The sequence below is a fragment of the Shewanella sp. FDAARGOS_354 genome, assembly GCF_002209245.2.
GTDB classification, from domain to species: Bacteria; Pseudomonadota; Gammaproteobacteria; order Enterobacterales; family Shewanellaceae; genus Shewanella; species Shewanella xiamenensis.
The window spans coordinates 3,252,087-3,278,116 of sequence record NZ_CP022089.2 but is presented as its reverse complement, the minus strand read 5'-3'; the positions used below and the strand labels follow the sequence as shown (position 1 = coordinate 3,278,116).

At 50.6% G+C, this 26,030-nt stretch carries 20 protein-coding genes and 1 CRISPR repeat array; of the genes, 3 read left to right on the top strand and 17 right to left on the bottom strand.

Annotated features, from left to right (window positions below; all coding sequences use genetic code 11):
• Positions 1 to 177 precede the first annotated feature (177 nt).
• The 16 genes from csm6 (CEQ32_RS14690) to CEQ32_RS14620 all read right to left on the bottom strand — a co-directional run bounded on the left by csm6 (CEQ32_RS14690) (position 178) and on the right by CEQ32_RS14620 (position 17,200).
• Positions 178 to 1,488, bottom strand: a complete 1,311-nt coding sequence (csm6, locus tag CEQ32_RS14690) for a CRISPR-associated ring nuclease Csm6 (protein WP_088586296.1) — start codon at positions 1,486 to 1,488, stop codon at positions 178 to 180.
• A gap of 26 nt (positions 1,489 to 1,514) precedes the next feature.
• Complete coding sequence (gene csx16, locus CEQ32_RS14685; protein WP_122040769.1) at positions 1,515 to 1,805, bottom strand: CRISPR-associated protein Csx16; 291 nt, start codon at positions 1,803 to 1,805, stop codon at positions 1,515 to 1,517.
• Positions 1,806 to 1,816: 11 nt separating this feature from the next.
• Entirely contained in the window at positions 1,817 to 3,043 is a 1,227-nt protein-coding gene (locus tag CEQ32_RS14680) for a Card1-like endonuclease domain-containing protein (RefSeq protein WP_192959126.1), read from the bottom strand.
• Positions 3,044 to 3,119: 76 nt separating this feature from the next.
• The gene (gene cas6, locus CEQ32_RS14675; protein WP_192959125.1) at positions 3,120 to 3,971 is read right to left on the bottom strand and encodes a CRISPR system precrRNA processing endoribonuclease RAMP protein Cas6; all 852 of its coding nucleotides are present in this window, start codon (positions 3,969 to 3,971) and stop codon (positions 3,120 to 3,122) included.
• Positions 3,972 to 4,039: 68 nt separating this feature from the next.
• The gene (cmr6, locus tag CEQ32_RS14670) at positions 4,040 to 5,215 is read right to left on the bottom strand and encodes a type III-B CRISPR module RAMP protein Cmr6 (RefSeq protein ID WP_088586293.1); all 1,176 of its coding nucleotides are present in this window, start codon (positions 5,213 to 5,215) and stop codon (positions 4,040 to 4,042) included.
• Positions 5,216 to 5,218: 3 nt separating this feature from the next.
• Positions 5,219 to 5,617 (bottom strand): type III-B CRISPR module-associated protein Cmr5, encoded by a 399-nt coding sequence (cmr5, locus tag CEQ32_RS14665; protein WP_088586292.1) that lies wholly within the window; start codon positions 5,615 to 5,617, stop codon positions 5,219 to 5,221.
• Positions 5,618 to 5,619: 2 nt separating this feature from the next.
• Complete coding sequence (gene cmr4 / locus CEQ32_RS14660) at positions 5,620 to 6,510, bottom strand: type III-B CRISPR module RAMP protein Cmr4 (protein ID WP_088586291.1); 891 nt, start codon at positions 6,508 to 6,510, stop codon at positions 5,620 to 5,622.
• Positions 6,511 to 6,513: 3 nt separating this feature from the next.
• Positions 6,514 to 7,590 carry a type III-B CRISPR module-associated Cmr3 family protein gene (locus CEQ32_RS14655; protein WP_240200010.1) on the bottom strand — a complete coding sequence of 359 codons (1,077 nt, stop codon included), beginning with the start codon at positions 7,588 to 7,590 and terminating at the stop codon, positions 6,514 to 6,516.
• 50 nt (positions 7,591 to 7,640) lie between these two features.
• On the bottom strand, positions 7,641 to 9,623 hold the full coding sequence (cas10, locus tag CEQ32_RS14650) for a type III-B CRISPR-associated protein Cas10/Cmr2 (protein WP_088586289.1): 1,983 nt from the start codon (positions 9,621 to 9,623) through the stop codon (positions 7,641 to 7,643).
• Positions 9,620 to 10,795 carry a type III-B CRISPR module RAMP protein Cmr1 gene (gene cmr1, locus CEQ32_RS14645; protein ID WP_088586288.1) on the bottom strand — a complete coding sequence of 392 codons (1,176 nt, stop codon included), beginning with the start codon at positions 10,793 to 10,795 and terminating at the stop codon, positions 9,620 to 9,622. Before cmr1 ends, cas10 begins: the two co-directional genes overlap by 4 nt.
• 194 nt (positions 10,796 to 10,989) lie before the next feature.
• Positions 10,990 to 12,180, bottom strand: coding sequence for a CRISPR-associated ring nuclease Csm6 (gene csm6, locus CEQ32_RS14640; RefSeq protein ID WP_181159884.1), 1,191 nt, complete (start codon positions 12,178 to 12,180; stop codon positions 10,990 to 10,992).
• A gap of 399 nt (positions 12,181 to 12,579) precedes the next feature.
• Positions 12,580 to 14,774: direct repeats of the CRISPR family, unit length 37 nt; unit sequence GTCTTAATCCCCTTATAAGTCGGGGCTGCTTTGAGAG.
• Between the two features lie 134 nt (positions 14,775 to 14,908).
• A complete protein-coding gene (cas2, locus tag CEQ32_RS14635) occupies positions 14,909 to 15,241 on the bottom strand; it encodes a CRISPR-associated endonuclease Cas2 (protein WP_088586286.1) in 333 nt (110 codons plus the stop codon).
• Entirely contained in the window at positions 15,228 to 16,184 is a 957-nt protein-coding gene (gene cas1, locus CEQ32_RS14630; RefSeq protein WP_088586285.1) for a CRISPR-associated endonuclease Cas1, read from the bottom strand. Before cas1 ends, cas2 begins: the two co-directional genes overlap by 14 nt.
• Positions 16,184 to 16,459 (bottom strand): CRISPR-associated endonuclease Cas2, encoded by a 276-nt coding sequence (locus CEQ32_RS14625; RefSeq protein ID WP_146128720.1) that lies wholly within the window; start codon positions 16,457 to 16,459, stop codon positions 16,184 to 16,186. The genes cas1 and CEQ32_RS14625 overlap by 1 nt, the downstream gene beginning before the upstream one ends.
• Positions 16,460 to 16,670: 211 nt before the next feature.
• Positions 16,671 to 16,865 carry a hypothetical protein gene (locus tag CEQ32_RS22870; RefSeq protein WP_140907672.1) on the bottom strand — a complete coding sequence of 65 codons (195 nt, stop codon included), beginning with the start codon at positions 16,863 to 16,865 and terminating at the stop codon, positions 16,671 to 16,673.
• Positions 16,866 to 16,951: 86 nt separating this feature from the next.
• Positions 16,952 to 17,200, bottom strand: coding sequence for a hypothetical protein (locus tag CEQ32_RS14620; protein ID WP_088586283.1), 249 nt, complete (start codon positions 17,198 to 17,200; stop codon positions 16,952 to 16,954).
• A 391-nt stretch (positions 17,201 to 17,591) separates the two neighbouring features.
• Here CEQ32_RS14620 and hsdR point away from each other — a divergent pair, with 391 nt between their 5' ends.
• From hsdR to CEQ32_RS14605, 3 genes are read left to right on the top strand one after another with little or no spacing between them, the layout of a single operon-like run.
• Complete coding sequence (hsdR, locus tag CEQ32_RS14615; RefSeq protein ID WP_088586282.1) at positions 17,592 to 21,110, top strand: type I restriction-modification system endonuclease; 3,519 nt, start codon at positions 17,592 to 17,594, stop codon at positions 21,108 to 21,110.
• Positions 21,095 to 21,940, top strand: coding sequence for a glycosyltransferase family 2 protein (locus CEQ32_RS14610; RefSeq protein ID WP_088586281.1), 846 nt, complete (start codon positions 21,095 to 21,097; stop codon positions 21,938 to 21,940). Before hsdR ends, CEQ32_RS14610 begins: the two co-directional genes overlap by 16 nt.
• Positions 21,921 to 25,040 carry a glycosyltransferase gene (locus tag CEQ32_RS14605; protein ID WP_088586280.1) on the top strand — a complete coding sequence of 1,040 codons (3,120 nt, stop codon included), beginning with the start codon at positions 21,921 to 21,923 and terminating at the stop codon, positions 25,038 to 25,040. Before CEQ32_RS14610 ends, CEQ32_RS14605 begins: the two co-directional genes overlap by 20 nt.
• Here the strand turns inward: CEQ32_RS14605 and CEQ32_RS14600 are convergent.
• Complete coding sequence (locus CEQ32_RS14600) at positions 24,931 to 25,914, bottom strand: hypothetical protein (protein WP_088586279.1); 984 nt, start codon at positions 25,912 to 25,914, stop codon at positions 24,931 to 24,933. The genes CEQ32_RS14605 and CEQ32_RS14600 overlap by 110 nt on opposite strands.
• Positions 25,915 to 26,030 lie beyond the last annotated feature (116 nt).

Sequence of the window (26,030 nt, the reverse complement as noted above, 5' to 3'; positions counted from 1 at the left end):
CAGGAACTATATTAACGTTATTCACTATGTTTAAATTTTTGACCAATTGGTAACTTCATTTGAGACTTTCCTAAAATTACTTATATTCGAATTCAATTACGACATATCCAATGTAATAACAGTAAGCAATATAGGCAGTCATTAAAGTTATGAATCAGAACTAATCGATGCCACTTTTCACTTAAAGTGGATTTGATTAGGTAGTAACTTGAGCCCTTTAAACTCGTAGGATGTACGTTTGCCCTCTTCTTTGATGCTGTTGACTGTGACTATTTGGTAATAGCGGGCTAGGCGAAGTCCTAACGCATGGGTCAGCGCTTCATTTGTATCCTTTTGCAGCCGAACCCAAAGGTTTTTATGGTTCTTGAACAGGGTCGCCTTATCGCGCAGGGGATGTTCTGTGTATAAAAATTGCGTAGTGCTGTTGTCTTGCAGCAACCATCTGTTGCGATACATCCGTTTGGCATCGGGTATATTGCCAGCGTTAAAACGCTCCACTTCTCTTTGACACATGCGAGAAACGGAATCGGTGGCCAGTTCAAAGAGATCCTCGAGTGAACTCTTCTCATCAATCTGTACCGAAGGATGGATGGCCGCTCGGAAGAAGGCAGCCAGCCGCCCGTCAAGCTCCCGCTCTTTCATCTCTTCACGTGGTGCATCGATTCCTTCGCCTGGATTTTCTTTGCTATCTTGTGCCAGCCAGCTATAGAAGGCAAAGCAGTCCGGTTTCAGGGGGATTTCTATGTCATTACACCAGAGGCTCATATGGTCAAAATCGAGAGTAACACTGGCGCACTCAAAGGTGAGAGCATTAGCCCGGTTGATGCGTTCCACCGTCTGGGTGTAGCTGAGTTCATCACGGTGGATCAGGTCGGTTGGCATCTCCTCCCGCATCAGTACCAAGGGGATGGTTGCCAGGGTCACTTCGGCCTGACTAAGGTCATGTTGTCCCTCATTTTTGGCATCCGCGCGCCAGACTGGGTTCGGTGTCGGGTAGTAAAAATCGGGCACCCGCTCATAAGGTTCGCTCACCAGCACATGGCTCAGGCAATCTTGCGGGCGACCAAAAAGGCTCATGGCATAGCCCAGGGCGAAGCCCATGGTTTTGCGGCCACCAGCTAGCGAGGCGTGGATAGCTAACTCTGGGTTTGCGGTGAGGCTACGTACATGACGGGTGATGAAGTCGGTGATGAGCTCCTGCTCGCGCTCGCTGCGTACATCCTCAAGGGGCTTGCCATCGTCACCGCAAGGCACCTTGATATCGGCTAACGTAAAACTAAGCGGTGGAAGTTGATAGTCCTGTTGTAGTCGAGTCAGTGGGTTATTATCTCCTAACAGGTTTTTGATCAGTCGTTTGCGCCCATCGCCAGTTGTAATCACCTCGATGCGTGAGGGATATTTGGTGGGATCCTTGCGGTAGATACCATAGAGGGTTTCAGTGATGATCTGTGGGGTCATGCCTGAAACAGCCAGCAGTATGTATTCCATAGAGATTCCTTAATGAGTCGTGAGATTCAAGTCAGTACGTGGACTTGATATTCGGTCAACGAGGCACCCAGTTTATCTAGTTGGTCTGCGCTTAGTTCCTGACCCCGCAGCTCGGGGGGAATGGGCACCGAGAGGTGGAGATAGCGAGCACCACGTCGCTGTACCTCTGCAACCATGGGTAGCGGCAGGGTTCCGATCACTTGATCACCAGCACAGATAAGTGCCGGATCGAGGTGAGGCAAGATAGCATCGATGGCTAGCGGTTGTCGTTGGCACCATACGATGGCGCCGGGATGACGGCTGACAAGGTAGTTCATGAGGCCCCAGCTTATTGCATCTTGTTGAAGTAGCTCTGCAAGGTGGTGTGGATTGCCTGGCCATCCGCCCTGTCGCATAGCGCGATACGGTTATCTTTTGCTCGCTGCACCATCTCGTCCGGCAAGGGGCGTGCGCTGATCAGCAGGCGCTCGCCAAACAGTCCCCCCAGTTTGCGTCCTAGGCTCTCGAGCTTGAGTACCACATCCTGATTGGTGCTCTCTCCCTGCTGGTGTTCTCCCCAATACTTGGCCTTGCATTCAATGGTGAGCAGCTGGTTGTTGTGACAGATTAGCACATCGAATTCGTTGTTTTTACCGCGAACACTCTGTTGCCGGAGCGCTTCAGTCTGCCACTCACCTTCGACACTCATAGCCACCTCGCTAAAGCCGTACTCCTGCGCGGTGAGGTAGGTCAGCTCCTCGAGCCAGCGTCCGGCTAGATAGCGGCAAGCGTCTTCGCTGGCAAAACGGATCAGCTTGCTACAACCATCCCAGTGCAGCAGGCTTGCCGCTACTAGTTGCTGATAGAGAGCAGCATAGGGCCCAAAAGGCACACTTGGCATGCTTTGTTCCTGCTGTTGGGGGAAATTCTTGCAGGCGTCGGCAGCCATCCCTTGTAAACTACTTTGCATTCCCTGACACGGTCCTTGAAACTGCTTTCCCAGATAACGGGTCAGCTCGGCGCGAGCCTGGATCTCGTCATCATTGTGTTTGCCTATCCAAGTTTGTCGTTCAAAACCGTTGGCGGCTAGCATCTCGTCCATAGAGAGCACTGGCTCCCACTTCAGGGCGTAATCGACCCCGTCGTTGAGTAAAGGGATCTCAAGGTTCTGGCTATCGACGTAGAAGATAAGAGCACGGGGAATGCCGCCGCTGGCGCTCTCTGGATGCTCACTGTTAAAGCGGTTGAAGGCGTTGGCAAACACCAGCGCCATCGGTTTGGTGCCACAGGTGGCGTTCAGTATCCAGCGTGCGTTGCCATGATGGGTCTCCAGCCAGTGGATAAGTGCCTGTGCTTGCTCTTGCAGTTGTGCCGGGCGATGGCTACTGCTGCCTTCACTGGTCCAGAGAATGGGCATTCCACGCCCATTGTAGAGATGTTTTAGTGTTTCGGCCTTTTCGCGCTGGGTGTTGTCACCCAGCACTAGCACGACTCCCTGACATTCTTTATCGGCAAAGGTCGGGATCAGATTTGGCAGCAACTGATCGGAGACCAGATTTATATGTATTGTTTGCATACGAACTCCTTGAGTTTGAATGATTGCCATTATGCGTCACAGAATGCTCTCTCTGACTCTGGCCAATTGGTGGGATTCAGGGGCGACACGCCAGCTGCCATTCGATGGCGCCATAACCGAAGCTGGTCTTGTTGCCAAGCTGGATCCACTCTCCCAAAGCCAACCAAGGGAGCAACCGCTGGATATCGCCTTGATAGGCCCAACGCCCGCGCAGCCCCTCTATGCTGTGGTGTTGTCGCTGTCGCGCTGAATACCGTGTCAGAGGGGCGCTCTGGGTGTGATCCCAGCACAGAGTTATCTGCTCCAGCCCGTTAAGATAGCTTTGTACCGCTTGACGCTCATGTTCGCTGTGGGGACCGACTAGAGCCAGCAAGCGACGGCAGAGTGTGCGGCCGAGCAACAAGGCTGATGGTGCTGTGGTCACCGGATTACCCGCCTCTTTGATATGTAGACGGGTACTGGCGTGTAGTTGTACTAGTGCAGGTGTGGCCTCGCTGCACAGTGCTGCTGCGGCCAATATGGCTTCCTCAAGGGTGGTTGTTAGCGGAGCTAACAGGTGGTCGGGGGCTTGCCGGCTCCAGATCAGCCTTGTGCCGAGTGGTGTGCGCTGAGTGAGCTCCTGCAGAGTAAAGCCTATGCGTCGTTGTCCCCAGCCTCGCTCTCCCATCCTTTGCAGTGATGACTTGATGCCCTCAACGTCCCTGGCCAGAGTGTTAAACAGGGTGAGACCAAAGGTGAGGGACTCTCCTTGTTGCCATTGGTTCCTTGTATGTGGTGGATGTAGCGAGAGGGGGCGGACAGCCCCATGCTCCAGCGGCCCATAGGCATCCTGCCATAAACGTGGGGCAGCCTCTTTCATCGCCCAGCCTAGACTGCCATGCAGCAGGTTGCCAGCCTGCTCATCCAGCGATCCCGCGGCATCCATCATGACCCGACATTCCAGACATATGAGGTCTATCTTGCGGCATAGGGAAAATAGGGTCTCCAGCGACATGGTCACTCCTTGAGCTGTGCCAGCAGAGCTTTACGTTCACGGGCCTTCTCTTTTTTGCTGATCTGGGTCCAGACGCTACTCTGTTCGATCACTGTGGCCAGCGCGAGTCGCTCATCGATTGACCAACTATCACGCAAGGCGGTATTGACCAGATCTGCAATCTCGTTGTTAAACCCCTCTTTGAACTGTTTGTCCGCTCTGGCACTGAGGCGCTCGGCAAGATCGGCCACGTTCAACTGGTTGGGGCTCATGCTAGCCCGTTCAAGTTGACGTTTGCGATCGGCCTGTTGCTGGCGGCGCTGCTCTTGCAACGCCCCCAACAACCGTTCGCCACTTTGTGGTTGTGTGGCCTCGAGTTTTGTCATCACCCCGTAACCCAGCGCCGTTTTGGCGCCGATACCGAGCGTGGTCAGGGCGTCATCGAGTTGTTCCATTACTTTGCCGAGTTGCGATTGGCTTGCATCGTTTCGCGCGGCCAGCGTGAACAGGAAGGTGGCCTCTTTAACGGCGAGAAAGGTGATGGGAACCGGGCTTTGCCAATCCGCAGGGACCGTATCGGGTTTCCCGGGCTGACTGGCACCTTTCTCATACCAGTCTCCCGCATGGGGGGTCATTACATCCAGCGTCAGGGTAGTGGGGGCAAGCGGCAGGGCATCGAAAAAAATCAGCGTGCCCATGTAATGCGCCTCACTTTGCTCTCGGTCACTGCCAAAGAGGTCTGTAATCTCTTCCTTCGAGAAAATATCGCTGGCCCAGGTGGTGAGCCAGGCTCGCAGCATCCCTTTGATGGATGAGGCAGGTAGATAGGGCACCCCTAGGGTGTGATGCCAACGAAAGCCGTTCTCCAGCGGATGGGCTTCGCCAGTACCAGTGACCATGTTCCAGTCGAGCTTGCAGCTGATCGCCTTACCATTGAGCGTCGAGATCAGGGCCAGCTGCCGATTTTTGGCGGACTCAAGCGCTGCGGCATTGCCACAGCGGCCCGTCAGCCAGTCGAGGGGGTGGGTCAGTTTGACCTTGTCCCGTTGCAGCTTGTCTACTTTCCAACCCGTTTCATAGCCGCCAAAAAACCGGTCGAAGAGCAGCCCCTTGTTGGCATCATGACCCCAGAGATCGATATGCTCTTTGGTATGAAAACCGCTCTGATAGAGTGGCACGCGTTGCAGGTATTCTGCCATCCCTTATCCCCTCTCTTTGCTGGCTGAGGATTCCAGCATGGCGCGGGCAAACTTACGCACCCACACCAGCAGGGCGAGGGCTTCGGCCTGGGCCTGTTGATAATGCCTTATGTCACCCTGACATAGGCTCGCCATCAGGGTCCCGCCGCGGTAGATCTGCTGCTCCTGGCAGAGCCACTCTTGCAGCAACTCATAGAGGTAAGTCCAGCCTGCACCATCACTCTTGCCCTGTTTACTCAGGGCAAAGGCCAGGGTCTGGCCGAGACCAGTACGCTGGATCTGGGCCGGTATGCTGTTGGCGACGGTACGGATCTGACGCTGCTTCTCCGGCGTATGGCGCAGCGCTTGCTCCATATGGCGCAGAGCAAAGGCTGCTCGTTGTTGAGAGATGAGTTGTGCCATGGTTACGCCTCCCTGTGCTCAAACTGGGTTAGTTGCAGCCAGCCCATGCCTGTGCTTTCGTTTCCGCCTACTTGCAGGTAGGGGGCATTGCCCAGCAGGGTCTGCGTTGCCTGATTTTTCAGTGCAGCGGCGCCAAGGCCCGAGCCGTCTCGTGCATCAGTCAGCAGCAACAGGGAGTAGAAGAGAGTGTCGGGTGGTAGTGCCTCTTCATACCAGAGCGCACCATCACGCACGCTCTTGGTCTCATAGTCGATAGCAATGTGAGGGTGAACGGGAATGGCTGCCTGGCAGAGATGGGCAAACTGATCATCGTGTATCAGGGTTAGCTGGTTGAGTATTTGCTCGGCATTGAGATCGCAGAAGCGGGCGAGCAGCGCCCCCCAAGGGGTGAGCGTACTTTCTGCGCTGGCAGTGAAGGCATACTCCTCCAGATAGATGCGCCCCGTCTGATCTCCGGCGATTAGGGCCTCTAACTCTCCTACCTTGGGGACAGCAAGGGATTGTGGCTGACCTGCTCGTTTCAAGTCAGCCAACAGGCGGCACAGCAGGGCTGGACAGGTGACATAGCGGGTGTGGCTGGTGAGAGAGCGAACCGGCAGCCAGAGTAGCCTGGCATCAGATACCAGCAGCGCACCGGCGTGGATCTTGTCACTGGTCGCGCCGGCGTGCAGTGAGTCGGGTCCAAATAGCGTTACCAGGCTCAGTTCGGCCTGAGCCCCCTTGGTACGGCTAATCTGGCTGCGCATTGCCCCTTTCAGTGATGAGCCAAAGATCACCGGCCAGCCGGTATGGGCCTCACGCTGGATGGGGAGGTCAACCACTCCATCTTTTTCGCCGCTACCGGCATGGATCCATGTGTGGGCATGCAGCCCGAGCAGAAGAGATGAGTTCATCGGTCACTCCTTGTGAGAATTGGTTTGATTGTCTTGCCACCAGCCCAGAGCCAACGGAATTCGCTGGCCTGCGATATCGAGTGTCAGCATGTGTGTCTCGCCGGGCAGGGGTGCATCGTTAAAGAAAAATAGTGTGCCTGCCGGAAGCTGATTGTGTACCGGGCGTGGCTGGTGGCGGGTCAGATCCCATCCACCTTGGCGCTTCACCTTGCCACAGACCATAGTGATCAGCGACAGCGGATAACCTGCCAGTTCACCGTGCCAGCAATCCAGCCCTTGCAGCTTGTGTTTGTTAAACCCAGGCAGTGGCCACTGCTGCGGGGTAACTGGAATCGGTGCTAGGGTCATGGCCAGTAACTTAGCCTGTTTTGGGGGCATTCCCTGCGCCGTAACAGCTGGCCTATCGACCACTCGCACCTCGGCCATGCGGCCTTCACCGCCGAGGCGTAGCAGCGGCTGGCTAGCCAGATCACGTTGCAATGCCTGCTCCTGTTCGGTGGGGAGGCCATGCAGAGTGACCATCACGGCCAGTTCCCGGCGGGGGCGTTGGTGGCGAGTTTGATAAAGCTGGCCTTCTACCACGGCACGCTTGCTGTTATCGATGGCGATCCCAAGTCGATACTCATCGGCCAGTAACTCTGCAGTTGAAACCACCTTTGTATTGGCCGGAGGCAGTTGTCCTGTCAGCACGCAGGCCAATGTAGTTTGCGGCAACCAGTGATCTTCCAGCGTCTTGACGCCGGGTGGGGCACCTTCGGGTAGAGCCGGCAGGCGGACTTTGCCCAGATCGCAGTTTACAACATCACCAGGCTGCAGCATGACATAACTAGCGTCATTCTCCTTGCCGCGTAACAGGTGGGCGGGGCAGGGTAGATAGTCCTCCCCATCCAGTCTCAGCCAGGGACCTTCAAGTTTGAGTGTTCCCCACTGGTCAGCATCCCCCCACCAGACGGGCAGGCTGGTGAGATCTTCCCAGTCGGCCTCCAGAATATCGCCAAGACGGGTGCGCAGGGCTCCCATTAGAGTGGCCGCCGAAGGGGGGAACTGGTTGCCAAGAGTAGTGCCGCCTTGGCTATCCATCGGACGTGATTCACGGAAAAACCAAGTATCTACTGGGTGAAAGGCGAGTGTCAGCATATTTGCTCCAAAGCAGATTGCACTGCAGTATGATCGGCAGCTAGATAGGCCTCGTGCAGGAAGCGTAGCAGCAGGGCTGCATCTGGGGTGAGTACCTTGCGTGGCGTCATGATTGCCTGCTGATTTTCCAACATTCTGACGTGGGGAGTGCTCAGGCTCACCAGCTCTTCAAACCAGTGTTGATCGAGTGCTTGCTCTTTGGGCGCGGTGCCGAGGCTCTGGCGATACTCGGCCCAGAGCAGGTTGGCGAGCGCTTTCTCGCCAAAGCCGTGGGGCTGGTCGAGACGCAGTTCTTGGATGAGTTTCTGTAGCTTGAACAGGAAGCTGTTGCTGGTGACTCCTTGGGCGAAGTGACCGAGCAGCCATTCCAGCCGGTTTCCCTGTTCTCCCAGTAAAACGTCCCAAGGCTGGCTCCAGCAAAGGTGTGGCTTGTCATGTTTCCAGACTCGGATGGCCAGGGCATCGCGCCCTGTCGTCTCTTTGGCGATATCATCGAGCAGGTGATGCGCATCAAACAGCAAGGCCCGCAGTGGCCATTTGATATGACCGATATTGATAGCACCAGAGAGGGTGCTGACGATGTGGCTCTGGCGTTGGCGATTCTGCAGGGCAAAGCAGTCGCCATAGCACTGCCTGAGGTCGGCTGCACAGGCCATGGCATCGCTGACTCCGAGCAGGGCCAGCACATCATCTCCTCCGGCGTAGACCAGAAAACCGTTATGGCGTTCGACAATGTGCGGTGCCAGTTCGGTAAAGCGGTTGAGGGCTGCACTGATACCTGCCTGCTTGGCAGGATCACTCATCTGACTGCCGAGGCTGTCGCCATCCATCAGCAATACGGCATAGAAGGGGTGTGGAGTGCCGATTGAGGGACACTTCTGTAGATGGTTGAGTGACTGCAGCGCCTTATCAGCTTGATGGCGCTGGCGCAGACGCAGGCTTTCGTCCCTTTCTTGAACCAACTGGGTGGCAAACCAGAGGGTGCCATCCAGAGTGGCTACATCATCCAATCCTGCTTCACTTGCCTTATTCCTGATACCGGGCAGGGCAGACTCACGTTCGTTAGCGATATCGAGCCGAGCTGATGCCAGATCCTGCAAAAAAGATGTCAAAAGATCACGATGCCCCGAGCTGTTGGCCCGTTTGACCATCTTCTCCAGCCAGCGGCTGGCGGCAATATGGGCCAGACTGGGGACGCTGCTGGGCAGGGGCCAGCCGTGCAAGGTCCATTCACCGGGCATTTGCAACTGTAGCTCAGCAAAGTAGCGGGCAAAACGGCGCTTGATATAGGCTAGGGCGCAGAGTGCCTCCCCTTCGCGAATATCTACCATCAGCTCTGCTGCGGGGCCATGACGCACCGTCTCCCAAAACAGCGTGAGCCCCTGCCGGTTTGGTGTGGCAAGGCCTGAAAGCTCCTGCCATCCCTCCATCAGCATGCATTTAACCCCAGGTTCGGCGGGTGGTAGGTGGCTGCGCCAGTTCTTGCGGCGATCCAGCAAGTTACTGACAGTTGCATCCTGACTGAGCACCCAGTTGAGTTCCCAGAACCCTTGGACCTGGCGATCCCAGATAGCGCGGGTGGCGGCTAGGCGTTCCTCACCCAGCTGTACTTCGAGCGGGGCGAAATCCCCCTGCCACACCCGTTCGGCCAGACCTTGCCAGGCTTGTTGCACGCTGCTGCAGACAATCATGGGGTCAAAGTGGTGTTCAACTCTGGCACTGAGTGCTTTGAAGCGGTTGGGAATGGTCCCCTGTTTGGGGGCCTCGCCATGACCCTCACCGACCAGCCAGGCCATGTACTCGGGCTGCGGTTTAGGGAAGGCGATCTCCCCTTGCTGTGCCTCAACGGACTTGATGGCCACCGAAGAGAGCCAGCTTAGCAGAAAGGAGCCCGCCCAGAAATCGCGGGTGCGGCGGGCTTGTGCCACAAAGGCCTGTACCGGACCTAGTGTGAAATGAAAATGGCTCTGGTTCATCGAGTCAACTCCTCACCGCCACATTGTTTAATAAAATCCTCGACTACCAACCAGGCGGGGGAAAAGGGGAGGGAGTGGGTCTTCCCTTTATGCTTGATGCCAAGTTCTTCACCCTCGGGCAAAAATTGTGCAGGTAGCAGGGTTGCCAGCATGACTTGGTCGCCGTTTGGAAAGCGATGAAGATGCGCCAGCAGCGGGGAGGCGCGTCGTTCGTGCTGACCGGGGTTGACCTCAACGGTCTGTTTGTTGTCGATAAAAAAGACGTTGTTGGGGAGGCCAAACACGGCGCGCTGCGGCGCTTTATCCGGTCGTCCACCTTCGGTAACGGCGCGCAGAGAACGGCTATCCCCCTTGAACAGCCCTCGTCCCTGTTGACCGCCGGCGAATGCGCTCTTGTCGGAGAGACGGTAACGCATCATCTGCAGCCCGTATTCATTGAGCAGCGCTAGCGGCTCGCGGGCAGGTTTCAGCCCGAGCACCCAGCTGCGACTGGTGGGCCCGAAGGCGGTAAAGGGGGGCAATTCATCGGTGGTGCCTCGGGGTAAATCAGCGAACCAGTGGCGCAACTCGGCCAGATTAGCGGGAACCGGCAAAGGCTGTTTGTTCAAGGTGAGTGTCTGCAGGGAGAGTGAGCCGAACCCCTTGCGGGCACGGGCACCGACGCTACCGAGCAGCCCCAATGCCATCACAGCCCGAACCAGCCCATCCTGCTCGTCATCCTTAAGCGTGTCGGCGCGCCAGCTAAGACGTAGTGACATGGGCGCTGAGGACTGCAATCCAGCGCACAGGCTACCGTTATTGCGTTGATGTTGCCCCTGGCCCATCAGATAGACGGCCCCGGGATGGGATTTGGAGAGATCTTGCCCCTTGGAAAAAGCCTGTGCATCGAGCCGCTGTTTGGCGTCGATCCGTAGCAGCACTTTCGACTGCTTGCCGCTCTCTCCAGCAGCTGCGCCAAAGAGGTCAGCTTCAGCTTGATGTAGCGCTTTGAGCGCATTCTGGTCACTGGTATGGCTCTCGCGAAGCCGTGGCCACTGTAAGGCGCGCCACCAGAAACGCAGCGCGCCCTTGATGGCGCTGGGTCTTATGGAGTCGCCCTTCTCCAATGAAGTGTGCCCCGACATGATAAGTGGGGCAGATACCTGCAGTTCTGCAACAAGAGTCTGGATCACGAGCTCACCTCCTCGAGCAAATGACTATCCCACCTATATGTGGGGCTAAAACTAGATGCAGCATCTCTTCCATAGAGATCTCATCATCAGTGATTAACTACTTCGGTAAACGTATATTGCCTTAATGATCTTGGCTTCAAGGTGAAATCAGGGCTTAAATCATGTCAGAGCAAGGCTAATTAAGTCGTCGCCATTTAACCCACTGAAAAACTAATTTGTTCAGGGGGTAAGTTCATTCGATATTGTTTGCTTTTTCCTGAACTACTCGGCATTAGAATATCTGCCAAAGCTTGGGGAACATGTTGCTTGAGGAACTTGTATAGGCTGTTTTTTCTGGCATCGAATTGTTTTTCAGTGATACCAATAGTGTGTGGATTTTCTAAAATGGCAATTCTAGTGCGGCTATCAATCACGGCTAGATCTTCCATCTCTTCCCAAAATTTCGGTTCTTCTTTATGTGCATCAGCATTCGGTCGCATCAACAGCGTCAGTTCATAGGACAGTGCTTTAGTCACGAGTGTAATATTGGTTGCATCACTTGGGCGTTCAATTGGATCTTCATACTCGTCCCTCGGACGCGCGAACATGGCGTAAAAAGCAAACTCTAAACGATGTTTACTAAAATCGAGTCTGAGATCATTAACCATGACTGAAGGTGCTGTGACATCAAATTCAAAGTGCAGTTTGATATCGTTTGGACGATTAGCAAGACGGATTTGCCTAACGAGTTCACTGTAACCTAGGCTGGCAAAATGACGAATGTTGGCTTCGCCTAACATACTGCGCTGACTAACAAACGGGATTTCAGCCAGCATGATTTCGGCGTTGGCGGTATCCAAATACTCACCATTGCGATTGGTTATAAGGTGACTGTTGCGGCTGGGGTAATAGAAATCCGCTAGGCTTTCAAATTGCTCAGATACCAGTACATGGCTTAAACGGTCAAAATCTCGCCCAAATACCGTCATGGCATAACCTAAGAAAAAGGTCATGGTTTTTCGTCCTCCGGCAATTGAGGCATGCACACGGGTGTGGGTATCTGAGGTAAATTGTGCAACATGGCGAGTAATAAAATCCGCTAAAGCAGTTTGATCTTCTTCGGTGCGAGCATCATCTACTGGCTTATCCTCTGCGCCAGTAATCACCAGTAGATCTTGTTCGCTAAACGCGGGTAGCGGTAAATCCCATTCAGTACATAACGCGGCAAGTTTGCCTTCATCAATCAGAGTTCGTTTTGCTGTGGCCGCCCCGATTTGGGTTGTTATGATAACAATACGATTGGGCCATTCTAGCTGTTGCTGAAATATCCCATATAAGGTTTCAGTGACTATTTGTGGAGAATTACCCGTGACAGCGAGTAATAACGTTTGATGCGGTTTTATCATGTTCATCCCTATAAAATTGTCCCTGTGATAAGCACCAGAGCACAGAGCTTAAGCGATTACATCATCAAATAAAATGATTGATATCTAAATTTGTTATTTTTTTTAACGTTATGATTTTATAAGGTTAAAAGTTATGAGTGTATATCTATCGACCATTAGATTTTTCCGCTATCAATCGATATTTCCTTCGAGTAATACACTGGCGATATAGTGGTTAAGTGCAACAGAGGGTGGATGGCTTAATGTCATACGGGCAAACCTTGTAATAGCACTGTTTTGTCAATCGCTGTGACTTAAGCGGATGCACTAATGTAAAAAGCATACCGAATAAGGCCTTCACAAAGGGCAATTAAAAACTTGTAAGTGGTATAGATGAAACTGGCAGGAATAAGTTGCAAACAGAGAATCCCCTTATAAGTCGGGGCTGCTTTGAGAGCCGAAACTTTGCTTAACGGGGTAAAGCAAGTTCGTCTTAATCCCCTTATAAGTCGGGGCTGCTTTGAGAGCCATTTGTAAGCCCTATGGTGGCTGGTAAGGCTGTCTTAATCCCCTTATAAGTCGGGGCTGCTTTGAGAGTCAACAAAACAAACGTATGACTCATCGTACGTGGTCTTAATCCCCTTATAAGTCGGGGCTGCTTTGAGAGAGAAAAAGCTTATGACCCAGAGGAAGATATTATCGTCTTAATCCCCTTATAAGTCGGGGCTGCTTTGAGAGCAAAAGTTGTCGGTACTCAGATTGAGACCATCAGTCTTAATCCCCTTATAAGTCGGGGCTGCTTTGAGAGCCAGAAGATTTGTCTGTTGATACAGTGCGCCGGTCTTAATCCCCTTATAAGTCGGGGCTGCTTTGAGAGAAGTAACCAAAATCCAAATGGGAATAGGTACATGGTCTTAATCCCCTTATAAGTCGGGGCTGCTTTGAGAGACCAGGAAGTGATCCTGATGGTACTGTTTGTTGTCTTAATCCCCTTATAAGTCGGGGCTGCTTTGAGAGTGCGTATCACGAAAAGACGGGGCAAAGTTTTGAGTCTTAATCCCCTTATAAGTCGGGGCTGCTTTGAGAGAGAAAAGATTCGCCACTTACTATCATGAGGAAGTCTTAATCCCCTTATAAGTCGGGGCTGCTTTGAGAGCTAAGTGAATGAGTAGTGTAATCTACTTAAAACCGTCTTAATCCCCTTATAAGTCGGGGCTGCTTTGAGAGCCTATCACGACTTCCCCCAAGGTCTAAATAAAAGTCTTAATCCCCTTATAAGTCGGGGCTGCTTTGAGCGCCTTACTGCCGAAGGTATGCGTGCTGGTATCTGTCTTAATCCCCTTATAAGTCGGGGCGGCTTTGAGAGAAAGAGCTTGAAAAAGAAGCTTTCAAAGGTGCGTCTTAATCCCCTTATAAGTCGGGGCTGCTTTGAGAGACACTTCACCGTTGGTAATGCTAACGCTGTATGTCTTAATCCCCTTATAAGTCGGGGCTGCTTTGAGAGAGATAGCAGGATTGATATACGTAGGTAACTACGTCTTAATCCCCTTATAAGTCGGGGCTGCTTTGAGAGAGCGTATCAACTTGTCGGCAAAGAAATTAACAGTCTTAATCCCCTTATAAGTCGGGGCTGCTTTGAGAGAAAGAGCACGCCGCCTACGACGCCAACTACAGTCTTAATCCCCTTATAAGTCGGGGCTGCTTTGAGAGATCAACTCGTGCAGGAAACTACACCGGCTGGGCGTCTTAATCCCCTTATAAGTCGGGGCTGCTTTGAGAGGACATATTGGTCGTGTGCAGAATTATAAATGTTGGTCTTAATCCCCTTATAAGTCGGGGCTGCTTTGAGAGATCGTGACCAAGCTGAATATTCACGTTGAAGGTCTTAATCCCCTTATAAGTCGGGGCTGCTTTGAGAGCGTAAAGTTGGACAGGTATTTGTAATCTCACAGTCTTAATCCCCTTATAAGTCGGGGCTGCTTTGAGAGAAAAATTACACGTCCGATGTACTGGCGTGTGAGTCTTAATCCCCTTATAAGTCGGGGCCGCTTTGAGAGCGTTTTTAATAGTGTTTGCGATTATGTGGGGAGTCTTAATCCCCTTATAAGTCGGGGCTGCTTTGAGAGCTACGAGCTGGTCGAAGTGGACTCATGCGCCTATGTCTTAATCCCCTTATAAGTCGGGGCTGCTTTGAGAGTCAATCGATTCGTTAACAACCACAACATTCTGGTCTTAATCCCCTTATAAGTCGGGGCTGCTTTGAGAGGGTAAAGTTGTTTTAACTGAACCTGTGGAACTGGGTCTTAATCCCCTTATAAGTCGGGGCTGCTTTGAGAGCGTAAGGCTCAGCGAAAGGCACGTAAGGTTAAGTCTTAATCCCCTTATAAGTCGGGGCTGCTTTGAGAGCGACAATAGGTATCACGTTCCCGTTATTGGGTTTGTCTTAATCCCCTTATAAGTCGGGGCTGCTTTGAGAGATTGAGTACCTAAAAGAAAATGCTCGTGGTAAGTCTTAATCCCCTTATAAGTCGGGGCTGCTTTGAGAGTTACATCTGGCTATCCGACAACTCAGATGGTGGTCTTAATCCCCTTATAAGTCGGGGCTGCTTTGAGAGTCTAACTCAAAAAATTTATTTTTAAAATCAATGTTTTTGAACGCATTTCGTTTGATTGATTTTTAAGCATAAAAGTGGCTCGCTACTTGGTCTATCGTGTTAGTGCCAATTAATTGTTAAAGAGCAGTGTTAGTCTACTTTGCTTGCGCAGCATGTGCAATCAGTGGCTGATGGCGGAAAACGGGCAGATCGGCATAAAATATTTCCTTTGGCCAAGGGAGTAGGCCGTAAAATTCAAACAAACAGTGAAGACTTAACTGGTAAACCCGCACATCATCTTGTCGGCGATCGATATGTTGGCTAATTTGTTGCCTAAGGGATTCGCCAGCCTGGCTATTACCTTTAAATAGGTATACAGACGCCTGTAATTTTAAGCAGTGGCGGCGTAGTAAGCGTTGTAGTTTTTGTAACCGCCGAGGCTCGCGAATGTCGTAGCAAATTAAAAATTGGTATTTATGGTTGCTCATTTTCAAATTCCGGTAGGGCTACATGGCCCTGTGCTATGCCTTGATTAAGTTGTTGCACTAACCAGCGGGCATTTGCTGCCAATTTACGGCGAATGCTGGGCATTTGGGTTTCAAATTGTGGGTAAAACAGGAGTCGGCCAGTTTTACCTAGGTAACAGCCTTGTTTACCTTGGGTAAAGTGGCGTAGGTTGAGTAAATCCTTTGCTAATAATTGGACCAGCCAATGCTCAAGCCATGGTCTGACTGGCTCCATGAGATCGCAGGCGAGGGAGTGGCGACCATAAGAAAGCCGGTGATATATGCCAAGTGTTGAGTCAAGGCCAAATTGTTTGCACTGGCGGATGGCTTCATGGTGAACCAAGGTATAGATAAGTGAAAGTAGACCATTGACTGGATCGGGCGGTGGTCGGCGTTGGCGCCGTTCAAATCCCCATTTTGGATCGAGTGATTGACGCCAATATTGGAATAATGCTCTTTGTGCGCTACCTTCAAGCCCACGCAACTGTTGTTCTGTTATGAAGTTGGGTAAGCTTTCTGAGGCTATTTGTAATTGGCTTTGAATCCGGTGTGGTGCATATGTTTCGAGTACGCGCAGACTTTGATGAAATTTATGCTGACATAGAGATTTTGCTAAGGGTAGGCGAATGGCGTCATTGAGTTGTAGCGCGTATTGGGCTGTGCGGCGCATGCTGTTGCCATGAGTGTTAGCGTATAGGGCCACACTGTGGTCTGAGTAACGATTGTTTATGACAATAAAATCGATCCCCCGTTGTTGCAGTTGGCCAAGTAATTGGGTGGTGAGTTGGGTGTTGTGGAGGCAAATTAATTTGTCTATACGCGCCAGTGGCAAGGTGCGAGGTGGCGTATCGGGTTCACGCATAACAAGGACGTCAGAGGCGTACTCCAAGGTAATGCCATGTTTTTCTATTAATAATGTAGTCATTAGCGTATCACTAGCAGTTGACCTTGCACTGATTGAATGCCACAACCTAATTGCCAGCAGGCAATGGGGTGTAGCTGTACGGTTAGCAGGCTATCGTTGGGATTAATGAGAGCTTGGAGGTTATGCAGTAACTGTTGCAGTTTAGGGATGGTTAAATGCAATTCAAAGACCGAGTCCTGATAACTGATGGAGACTTTTCTCAGTTGGCGTAGTGCGGCGCTGCGGGCGTTGTGGCATTGAATATCATAGGCTATAAGAATGAGCTGCTCTGACATGGTGCTGACCTCGCTGACAATGGCTATGCTCTCTAACAAATGCAAAGCAGTATGGTATTCTTTGAATGCTGTAATGGGGGTTTCACTAAATATATGAATTTATTAGGTGTTTAATGTGATTGGTATAATGTTTCCTATGTATTGCAACTTCTGCTTGTGCTAGGTACATCGCTCGTGAAATTGAATTGGCCTCATGGAATTTGAAGCGCTGTTATTTTTCTAACCCCAATTTGCGTAGCAATATCGTTTTTAAGCTTGATTGCTGTGGGGTAAGGATTAGTTTGGGATATTGGCACTGTGGGCAGATATCGGGGATACCAAATAGTGCATCTGAAGGCTGATAACTGCTTTGTTCCCAATGGCAGTTAGGGCAGCGTATTAGTACTTTTCCGATTGGGAAAGGCATGAGGAGGCTCCTTATTTTCGTCTGTGATTGCGCCATAGCTAGGTGACTAATGGCGCAATCGCTGAGAAGCTCTATTGAAGAGTCTCTTAGTCAAAGCGGCTTGCGATGAAAGAGACTAGCCCAGCAGCTACTGCTAAGGGGACTGTCACTGGTGCGGTTGCAACTCCAGCTGCCGCGGCTCCCACTGTCAGAACTCCTGCTGTGGCTGCACCTAGTGCTGCACCAGACCCCGTGGCGACCAAGGTTCGACCTAGGGACACCTCAGAGCTGTTGGTGATTTGCTTGGACAGTTCATTACCCGCAATGCCAAGTGCGACGGATTTGTCAATGCTCATATATGCTCCTTTGCATATCAACGGTTGTTTGGGGTCTACCGATACTCGTCTGAATCTGGAGCTATTATGTGTGAATCAAAGCGGTTATGGTCAGTTTGAAAGTTTTTGAATATTTTTAGCTAAATTTGGGTTTGACTGGATGACACTAAAACCCTATTAACTGATTCGCAGCTGTATGTTGTTTAGAGTTAAGGTGTTGCATGGGATGAGAACCGTTCCTCAACGGCTAAAAAAACCTCTGTTCAAGAGAATGGGTTAAATCGATCTAATCATTTTTAAATATTGGGATTACTTGCTGTATTTCCAATCATTTTACTGGTAATAGCCAAAATTATTGTGGCAAAATCAGGGCCTAATCTCTTGCAGAGTTTTCATTTGGAGAGCGCCCTGGATGGCTGACGAAAAGGACATTTTTAGTAACTTCTCTTTTCTTAGGGAGCACGACCCGGTTTTTTTTGAGCTTGCCTATGGTGCTGAGCGTTCATTTTCTGCAGACCCCAATACCACTCTTGTCAAGTTGAGGCAATTGGCTGAGGCCTTAACGCAAGATATTGCTGCGCGTTGCCATCTAAAATTTGATCAACAAACTACACAGGCCGACTTACTGTTTTTGATTAGTCGAGAACTGCAGCTAGAGCCTTTAATTCTTAATTTGTTCCATGGCCTGCGTAAAGCTGGCAATGTGGCTGTACACCAATTCAGAACCCGCCATAAAGAGGCTCTCGCAGGTTTGAAAGTGGCGCGGGACTTGGCTGTATGGTTTCACCGTAATTTTGCAAAAGGTGCCGAGTCTTTCAGTCCAGGGCCTTTTATCACGCCTAAAGATCCCAGTGCCGAATTAACTCAGTTGCAAGATCATATTGCTCAGCTGAAAAACCAATTACTCGAAGCAAATTGCCAGCTTGAGCAAAATGCAGAGCTTACGGGGCTTTTGAAGCGGGAAAAGGCTGAATACCAGCAATTGGCAGAGTTGATGAATGCTGAGTCTAGGTTGTTAGCTGACCAAGCCAAGGCTCATGAAGCTGAGCTCAAACACCAGCAACAGCAGTTTGAACATCGGTTAGCTGAATTACAAACGCAACTGAAGAACCAGACTGAAGAGGCTGCAACCAAACAACAAACTGACATAAAGCAACTGAGCAGTAAGGTTAAGCGGGTTTCAAAATCAATAACGCTGGACGAAGAAAGCACCCGAATGCTTATTGATATGCAGCTAATAGAAGCAGGCTGGGAGGCTGATTCTATTCTTTTGGATTATCGCAAAGGTGCTCGGCCTCAAAAGGGTAAAAATTTAGCCATCGCAGAGTGGCCGACCCAAGGTGGGCAAAGGGGACGAGCTGATTATGTTCTGTTTGTTGGTTTAATACCTATCGCAGTTGTGGAAGCAAAACGTGAAAATATCAACGTTGCAGGCGCTATTCCGCAAGCTGAACGCTATAGCAAAGGTTTTGTTTTCGGTAGCTTGCCAGGGCCTTGGCTACTTGAAGAGCGCAACACGCCTTGGTCCATCGATAGCGACATGTTCTTTATTCCTTTTGTATATTCCTGTAACGGCAGACCCTTTGTAAAACAACTTGCAGAGCAATCTGGAACTTGGTTTAGAGATGTTCGCAGTGGTGCAAATCTTGCCCGAGCGCTGCAAAGTTTCCATTCTCCGGATGGGCTTGTTGATTTGCTTAAACGTAACCGCTTAGATGCCGAAGCTAAACTTAAGCAAGAAGGTTTTGGCTACTTGAAGCTTCGTCCTTATCAGCAAAGAGCCATTGAAAAGGTGGAAATTGCGCTCGAGGCTGAGCAGCGTGAATGTCTACTTGCCATGGCAACTGGCACGGGTAAAACGCGTACCATCATCGGATTGATGTATCGCTTTTTAAAAACCGAGCGATTCAAACGTATTCTGTTTTTAGTGGATAGAACCGCCTTGGGTGAACAGGCCATCGATGCTTTTAAAGAGGCTAAACTTGAGCAGAACAAAACCCTGTCCACGATATACAATATTGCCGAACTGGGTGATATGGCTGCAGAGGCTGAAACTCGTGTTCAGGTCGCCACAGTGCAGGCCATGGTTAAGCGCATCTTCGCTAGTGATGAGCCTCCTACTGTGGATGAGTTTGATTGTATCATTGTGGATGAAGCCCACCGAGGCTATACCCTTGATCAAGATATGACTGATGGTGAAATCGAAACCCGCGATGCCACCCAATACCTCTCAAGTTACCGCCGAGTACTTGAATATTTTGACGCGGTAAAAATAGGCCTTACTGCTACACCAGCTAAGCATACTAGCGAGATTTTCGGTAAGCCTGTCTATCTGTATTCTTATCGTGAAGCGGTGGCAGAAGACTGGCTGATCGACCATGAGCCTCCCATCCGTTATGAAACACTACTGACTCAAAACGGTATAAACTTCGTGAAAGGCGAAACCGTCACATCAATTGATATGTCAACTGGGACTATTGAGTCTGCGGAGCTTGATGATGAATTGAATTTTGACGTTAATGCTTTTAATAAGCGGGTCATTAGTGAGAATTTTAACCGAGTTATCTGTAAGGCATTAGTTCAGGAGTTAGATCCATTTGGTGAAGAGAAAACCATGATTTTCTGCGCCACCGACCTGCATGCTGATATGGTTAAGCGTATTTTGGATGAAGAGTTTCAAGCTCTCTATAACGGCGATTATAACCAAGCCGCAGTGGCTAAAATTACTGGAAAAAGCGATAAAGTGACTGAACTTATTCGCCGTTATAAAAACGAACGCTACCCCAATATTGCTATCACAGTAGACCTGCTTACTACAGGTATTGATGTACCTAAAATCTGTCATTTAGTTTTCATGCGCCGAGTTAAATCGCGTATTTTGTATGAACAAATGATCGGACGAGCGACGCGACGTTGCGATGATATTGGCAAGACTGTATTTAAAATTTACGACCCAGTTGATATTTATGCGGCGTTAGCTGAAGTGAATACCATGAAACCGCTCGTAAAAAATCCCAATATCACCATTGAGCAATTGATTGATGAACTAACGGACGAAACACTGCTCATTAAGGCGCTACAAGCTCCAGGCGATGAGGCTGGTGAGTCTCAGGCCGATACAGTGCTTAGTCAACTCAGTCAAAAACTGATGCGAGTATTGCGTAAGGCTGAAAATAAAGCTGAGCGTTATCCAGCTCTTAAACAGAAGCTAATTGAGCTTGGCAATGTCTGGGGTGTTGAACCAGGAAAATTACATCAACATTTACACAGCATAGGTCCTCAGCAAGCGAGTCAGTTTCTTAAACAACATGGAACGCTGATCGCTCAGTTAGAACAAGTACAAGCTCTCATTGGAAGCGAGTATCGACCCGTTATCTCCTATCATGAAGATGAACTGACGCTGCGTGAACAAGCCTATGGTGGTCGTAGTAGACCTGAAGACTATCTGAGTGATTTTGAAAGTTACATCCGTGAGCGCATAAATCAGCATGCCGCACTAATGACCGTTGTTAATCGTCCTAAAGATCTCACTCGTGAACAGCTTAAAGAAATTCGTATGCTGCTCGATGGTGCAGGTTACAGTGAGACCAATCTTAAAACAGCTTGGCGTGGTAAAACTAACCATGAAATTGCAGCGGGGATCATCGGCCATATTCGGCGTGCAGCATTGGGAGAACCGTTGGTTTCATTCGACGAACGGGTTGCCAAAGCAATGCATAAAATTTATGCATTGCATAATTGGAATCCGAATCAACGCAAGTGGCTTGATCGTCTTGCCAAACAATTGGTTCACGAAGCGATTATTGATAGAGAAACGATTAACCAGACTCCTGCATTCGAAGGAGGAGCCAAAAGACTTAACCAAATATTAGATGATCAGCTAGATACGGTATTGGAAGAGTTAGGTGAGTTTTTATGGGAAGCAGTATAAGTTTGCCTGTAGTCGCTTTATTGGCTACTCGGCCAACGAGTGATTATTTGCTGTCGTTATCTCTGCCAAGCATAGTGTCACAGTCACGCATTCCTGATCGGGTTGTTATTGTTGCCGATCGCAAACCACTTTCAATTACTGAAAAGCTAGCGATTGAGGAATGTTTAAATGGCATTCCTGTGACTTTTTTACACAACCAGCGTGCAACAGGTGCTGCTGGAGCTTGGAATACAGGCCTAGATTATCTTCAGGCTTCATTTCCTGATGCCTGGGTAAGTATTTTGGACGATGATGACATATGGATGCCACGTCATGTTGAAATGTGTATCGAACGGACGGCCGATAATGTAGATGCTGTGATATCGGGTATTGAAATCCGACAGCATGGAAACACTCTTGCTACTACTATCCCTAATAATCTGAAGTACAGTGACTTTCTGGTAAAAAATCCAGGTTGGCAGGGCTCAAACACTTTTGTGCGACTTACGGCGATACAAGCTGCTGGTGGATATACGGATGGCCTAATCAGTTGTAACGATAGAGATTTGGCTATTCGTATGTTGCTGCGTGCCTCAAATCGCTTTAGATATACAGGTATGGTGACTGTAGTCTGGCACTGTAATCAATCAGAGTTTGCGCTTTCTGCTCCGAATTCGCCCCAAAAACGCAAAGGATGTGCGCAGTTTTTAAGATTGCACGGACATAGGATGTCGCCTGCAGATATGCAGGCTTTTTTTGACCGCATACAAACACTGTTTCATATCAGTGAGGCAGACATCATGGAAGAATATCGATTAATGGAAAAATCAATTGTCACACTATCAACCTAAAGCCCCCGCGATTTACCAAGAAGTCCTCTGTAACCGAAATCAAAGTCTGATCAAGCAGGCTTCACCAGAGTATCAGCTAGCACCGATACTGCTATCCATTTCACATAAAAATCAGCCACTAGAACTTATTCGGGCATTGAATAGTGCGTTTAGCCAGACTTTGGTGCAACAAAAAAGGGCCCAGATTTTGGTTTTGGATGATAGTAGTGAACACGGCTGGCAATTGGATATCACTGATGCATTATCGCATCCATCTGTTACTGTTATTCGAGCTGAATGTGGTTCACCTGCAAGGGCGCGAAATCTGTTACTGGATTGGGCGGATGATAATCCGAATATCGAATGGGTAGCTAGGCTAGATGCTGATGATCAACTGGCTTATGCCGATAGCCTTGAAAGCCTTTGGCATGCTGCAGCGAATGGCGACTTCGTTGCTGCAATAGGAAGTAATTACCTTCGTATTGGGGATAATATCCTGACTGAGGCTAATATTGCCGATCCCACTGAATTGCTATCGCCAGTTGCATTAGCCCATTTTATTGAGCGCTTTGCTGAAGGTCACCAATGTCGAGAGTTACCTTCCTGTAATTTATTACTAAAAACTGGAATTGGTCTTCGACATCCCAATATTCGAAGTGCGGAGGATCATTGGCTGTTAGCTCGGCTTTTAATGCGTTTCGGCAAAAGAGTTGCGGTAAACCCTAAGCCAATTTACGCCATTTATTCATTATCCGGAGCCGACTCTGCTTCGAATAAGCAGTCGTCTATATGGCAGGAGCAAAGAACCCGTCTGGCCAGCGCTACCAGCAGCTGGGCCGCGCTTGTTACTCACCAAAGAGACTTGCTTGGGGTAGGTATGGAAGGCGCTGTCTGGAGACAGCACAATCAGGTTATAAAGGAATTCTATCCCTGGGCGATTGATGATGCCGAAGTCAGCCGCTTGCAGCACCTGCTGGAACATAAAAATGTACCGATCCCCAAGGTACGTTGGCGCAAATGTGATGGCCGCTGGCAGTACCAAACGCCGTTTGTGCCCGGCAGTCATCCCGGACAGCACCTCACGGCTGAACAGGTAACCAGTTTTCTGTCAGCCATGTATCAAAACGGCGTTAGCGCCCTCAATATCAAGCGAGAAAACCTGTTTCTATCTCAGCAGGGAGCGCTATTTTACATTGATATCGGCAAGGATATTCAGCCGCTCACCAGCTCCAATTTTCAGGATATGTGCGCCCGCCTGTACTCCATTGGTATACAGGGAAATAAAGATGAAGAATGGGTGCGCAGGCACAGCTTTCGCCGCCAGGATGAAGCGCTTGAAGCCCTGCCGGGCTTTGCAACCTTCTACGCAGAGTTGGTGGCAAGTTTGCACCCGCATTGTCAGATAGACTCCCAAAGCCACGATGCTCAATTCCTGCATATCCGGCAGCCCGAATGCCGGGCAACTGCTGACAATGTCAGTCTGCTGATGAAAGCTTGTGGTCAGGATGCCAAAAGCCTCACAACGCAGGTGCAGCACATAGTGACTCACTTGCAATATCCGGTCAGGTTTGCCAAAAGGTTGCTGCTGATAGATACCCACGCAGGCGATTTTTTACGGCAATACGCTGAAGCGGATCTCACTTCGGTCATTACACAGGCCGAGGCGCTGAAACAGGCAGGGCTTATCGATGAAGTGCTGTTGTCGCCCACATGTCAGAGTGTTATTCAGGCGACCTGTCATCACTGGTTCGGGGCGACGGATGCGGTTGAGCTGGGTGGCTTTGCTGATATTCATACGCATACTCAGGACAATGCCCCCTTGTTTCCCCAGATCTGGGCTTTCGGGCAAATAGGTACCCGTTATGTGCTGCAGTGCGATTTGGATGTCATGATCGGCCGACGCGACTGGCAGCATGATTACTTGGCAGACATGCTCTATGCCGCAGAGCCAAGCACTGTGCTTGCGGTAGGCTTTAATATTCCCAAAGCAACCCGCCAGTTTTTGTCCTACCACGGTGAACCGGGGCAGTTTGCGCCAGAAGTCAGGCTTGGGCTGCTGGATCTTAAACGCATAAAAGCGCAACTGCCCATCGCCAATCCCATAGCCGAGGGGCGCTATCGTTTAACTTGGCACCGGGCCTTGCAGGCACATATGGCCAGACAGGGATTGCGCGCACTTCGCGGTGGCGATCCGGCCACCTTTTACGTGCATCCTCGTAATGAACATAAGCATTTGCCGCTTATCGCCCGGGCGGCAGATTTGATTGCCCAGGGCTGTGAGCCACATGCCCAGCAAGAAGCGTTCGATTGGCAACCCGCGGCAGACTGGCACTATCCCAAACGTGCCGAACCTTTGGTCTTCCTGCTTAAAGGTCGGTATACCGACGTAAGTTTGCTGACAAGGTGCCTGAATTCGCTGCGGATGCAGCACAATCAGAACTTCGGAATAGTGCTTATTGATGATGCCAGCGGCTGGGCTCACAACTGGTGTTACCCCGAGCTGCTGGCCGAGTTGATGCCACGTACCACACTGGTGCGCCACCTGAGCCACCAGGGCCGAATGCCCAACTTCCTGCAGGCCATCAATACCCTGTGTGAGCACGACCAAAGCCTTATCGCCGTACTGGATCAGGACGACTGTTTGATGCACCCAAGGGTGGTGGACATACTGTTAAACGCGAGGGCAGACGGCGCTGATTTAATCCAGATGCCCATGTATCGCCCCAATAAGCCATTGAGGTTGTACCGACCGGATTATAAAGCGCCAAGGCAAGCGGCGGGCGCCAATGTCTGGAGTCACCTGCGGGTGTTCACCCGTTCTCTGTTTCTTAGGGTACCGCTGGACTACTTCAAACGTCCCGATGGTGCATGGTTTGATACCGTGACCGACTATCTGACCATGTTGCCCATGGCGGAGCTTGCGTTAAACCCACTGTATCTAGACGATGGCTACGCCTGCTGGCATCTGCGCCGCGATTATGGCCGCGACGAAAAGGCAAGAGAGCGACAGCTTATCGAGGAGATCCTGGCCATGCCCTCGCTGAGTCCGGCACCACAAGCCCCCGGGAGCGAAGCGCCAGCGTTTGCCACAGCCACGCCAGCTTGTAATGCACCTGACTGACCCAAACGGACGCCTCGTTATCGTAAAGCCACCAAAGGGCGGTCTCTCGGGTATTCCGTGGCAGATAGAACAGCTTTTCTGCCGCAAGCAGCGCCTCTGGCTGGTGGCACGTACCCGTATCAGGGCTGTTGGTTAGGCTCTCAAGCCAGCTTCCGACATCGCTGCTGGCCAGCTGTTGCCATAGCTTTTGTCCCTCGGCTTTGCTGCAGTGGGTGACATGCAGTAATGCCTCAACAGGAAGTGAAGGCTCAGTGGGCATCGGCTGGCTTGGCGCTGGCAGCCAAAAACTAGGCCAATCGATGGGGGAATTATCAAACTCGTTGCCGATCAACCACTCAATGGCTAATCGCCGTTCACCAAGCCAGTTATGAAACACGGCTGGCAGTGGCATGCGAGGGCTTAAGGTTAATTCTCGCTTTAACGACGGCAAAAGATTCATCCGGCACACTCTAAGGGGAACCGCCAAGGCCACAAGGCATCCTAACACCGCAAAGCCTGAAGAAGGCCAAGCACCAAGCAGTTGCTCCTGTTTGATTGCAATAGCGCTTAAGTGATTAAGCATTGCCCGCTCTTCAATGCTGGCACCATCCGAATGTACCGCAAACTGTCGTTCAATCGGCTGAATTTTCCCGTTGACTTGCTGCTCTGGTGTCGAGTGCGACTCGATAGTATGGCAATCGGTCTGCGCTAATCTTGTGATGTCGCCATGGGGGACTGCTGCGCTGAGATACGCTTGGGCGAGTTTACCGTTATATACCGTTAATGTTCGGTGAGGATTGACGCTTGCCTGCCCGTTAAAGCCAATAGTCAACTCCTCTTGTATTGCGGGTATCTCGCCACTACCGTTCCCAATGAGTAAAACCTGTGCGCTCATTTGCAAAACTCGTATTTCCAACATTCACATTGTTAAGTCAAAGGGATACCATACCACCCAACGAATTTCTTCGCCCCATTCATTATTCAGTGCCAAGGCTGGCCACCGTTTGCCTG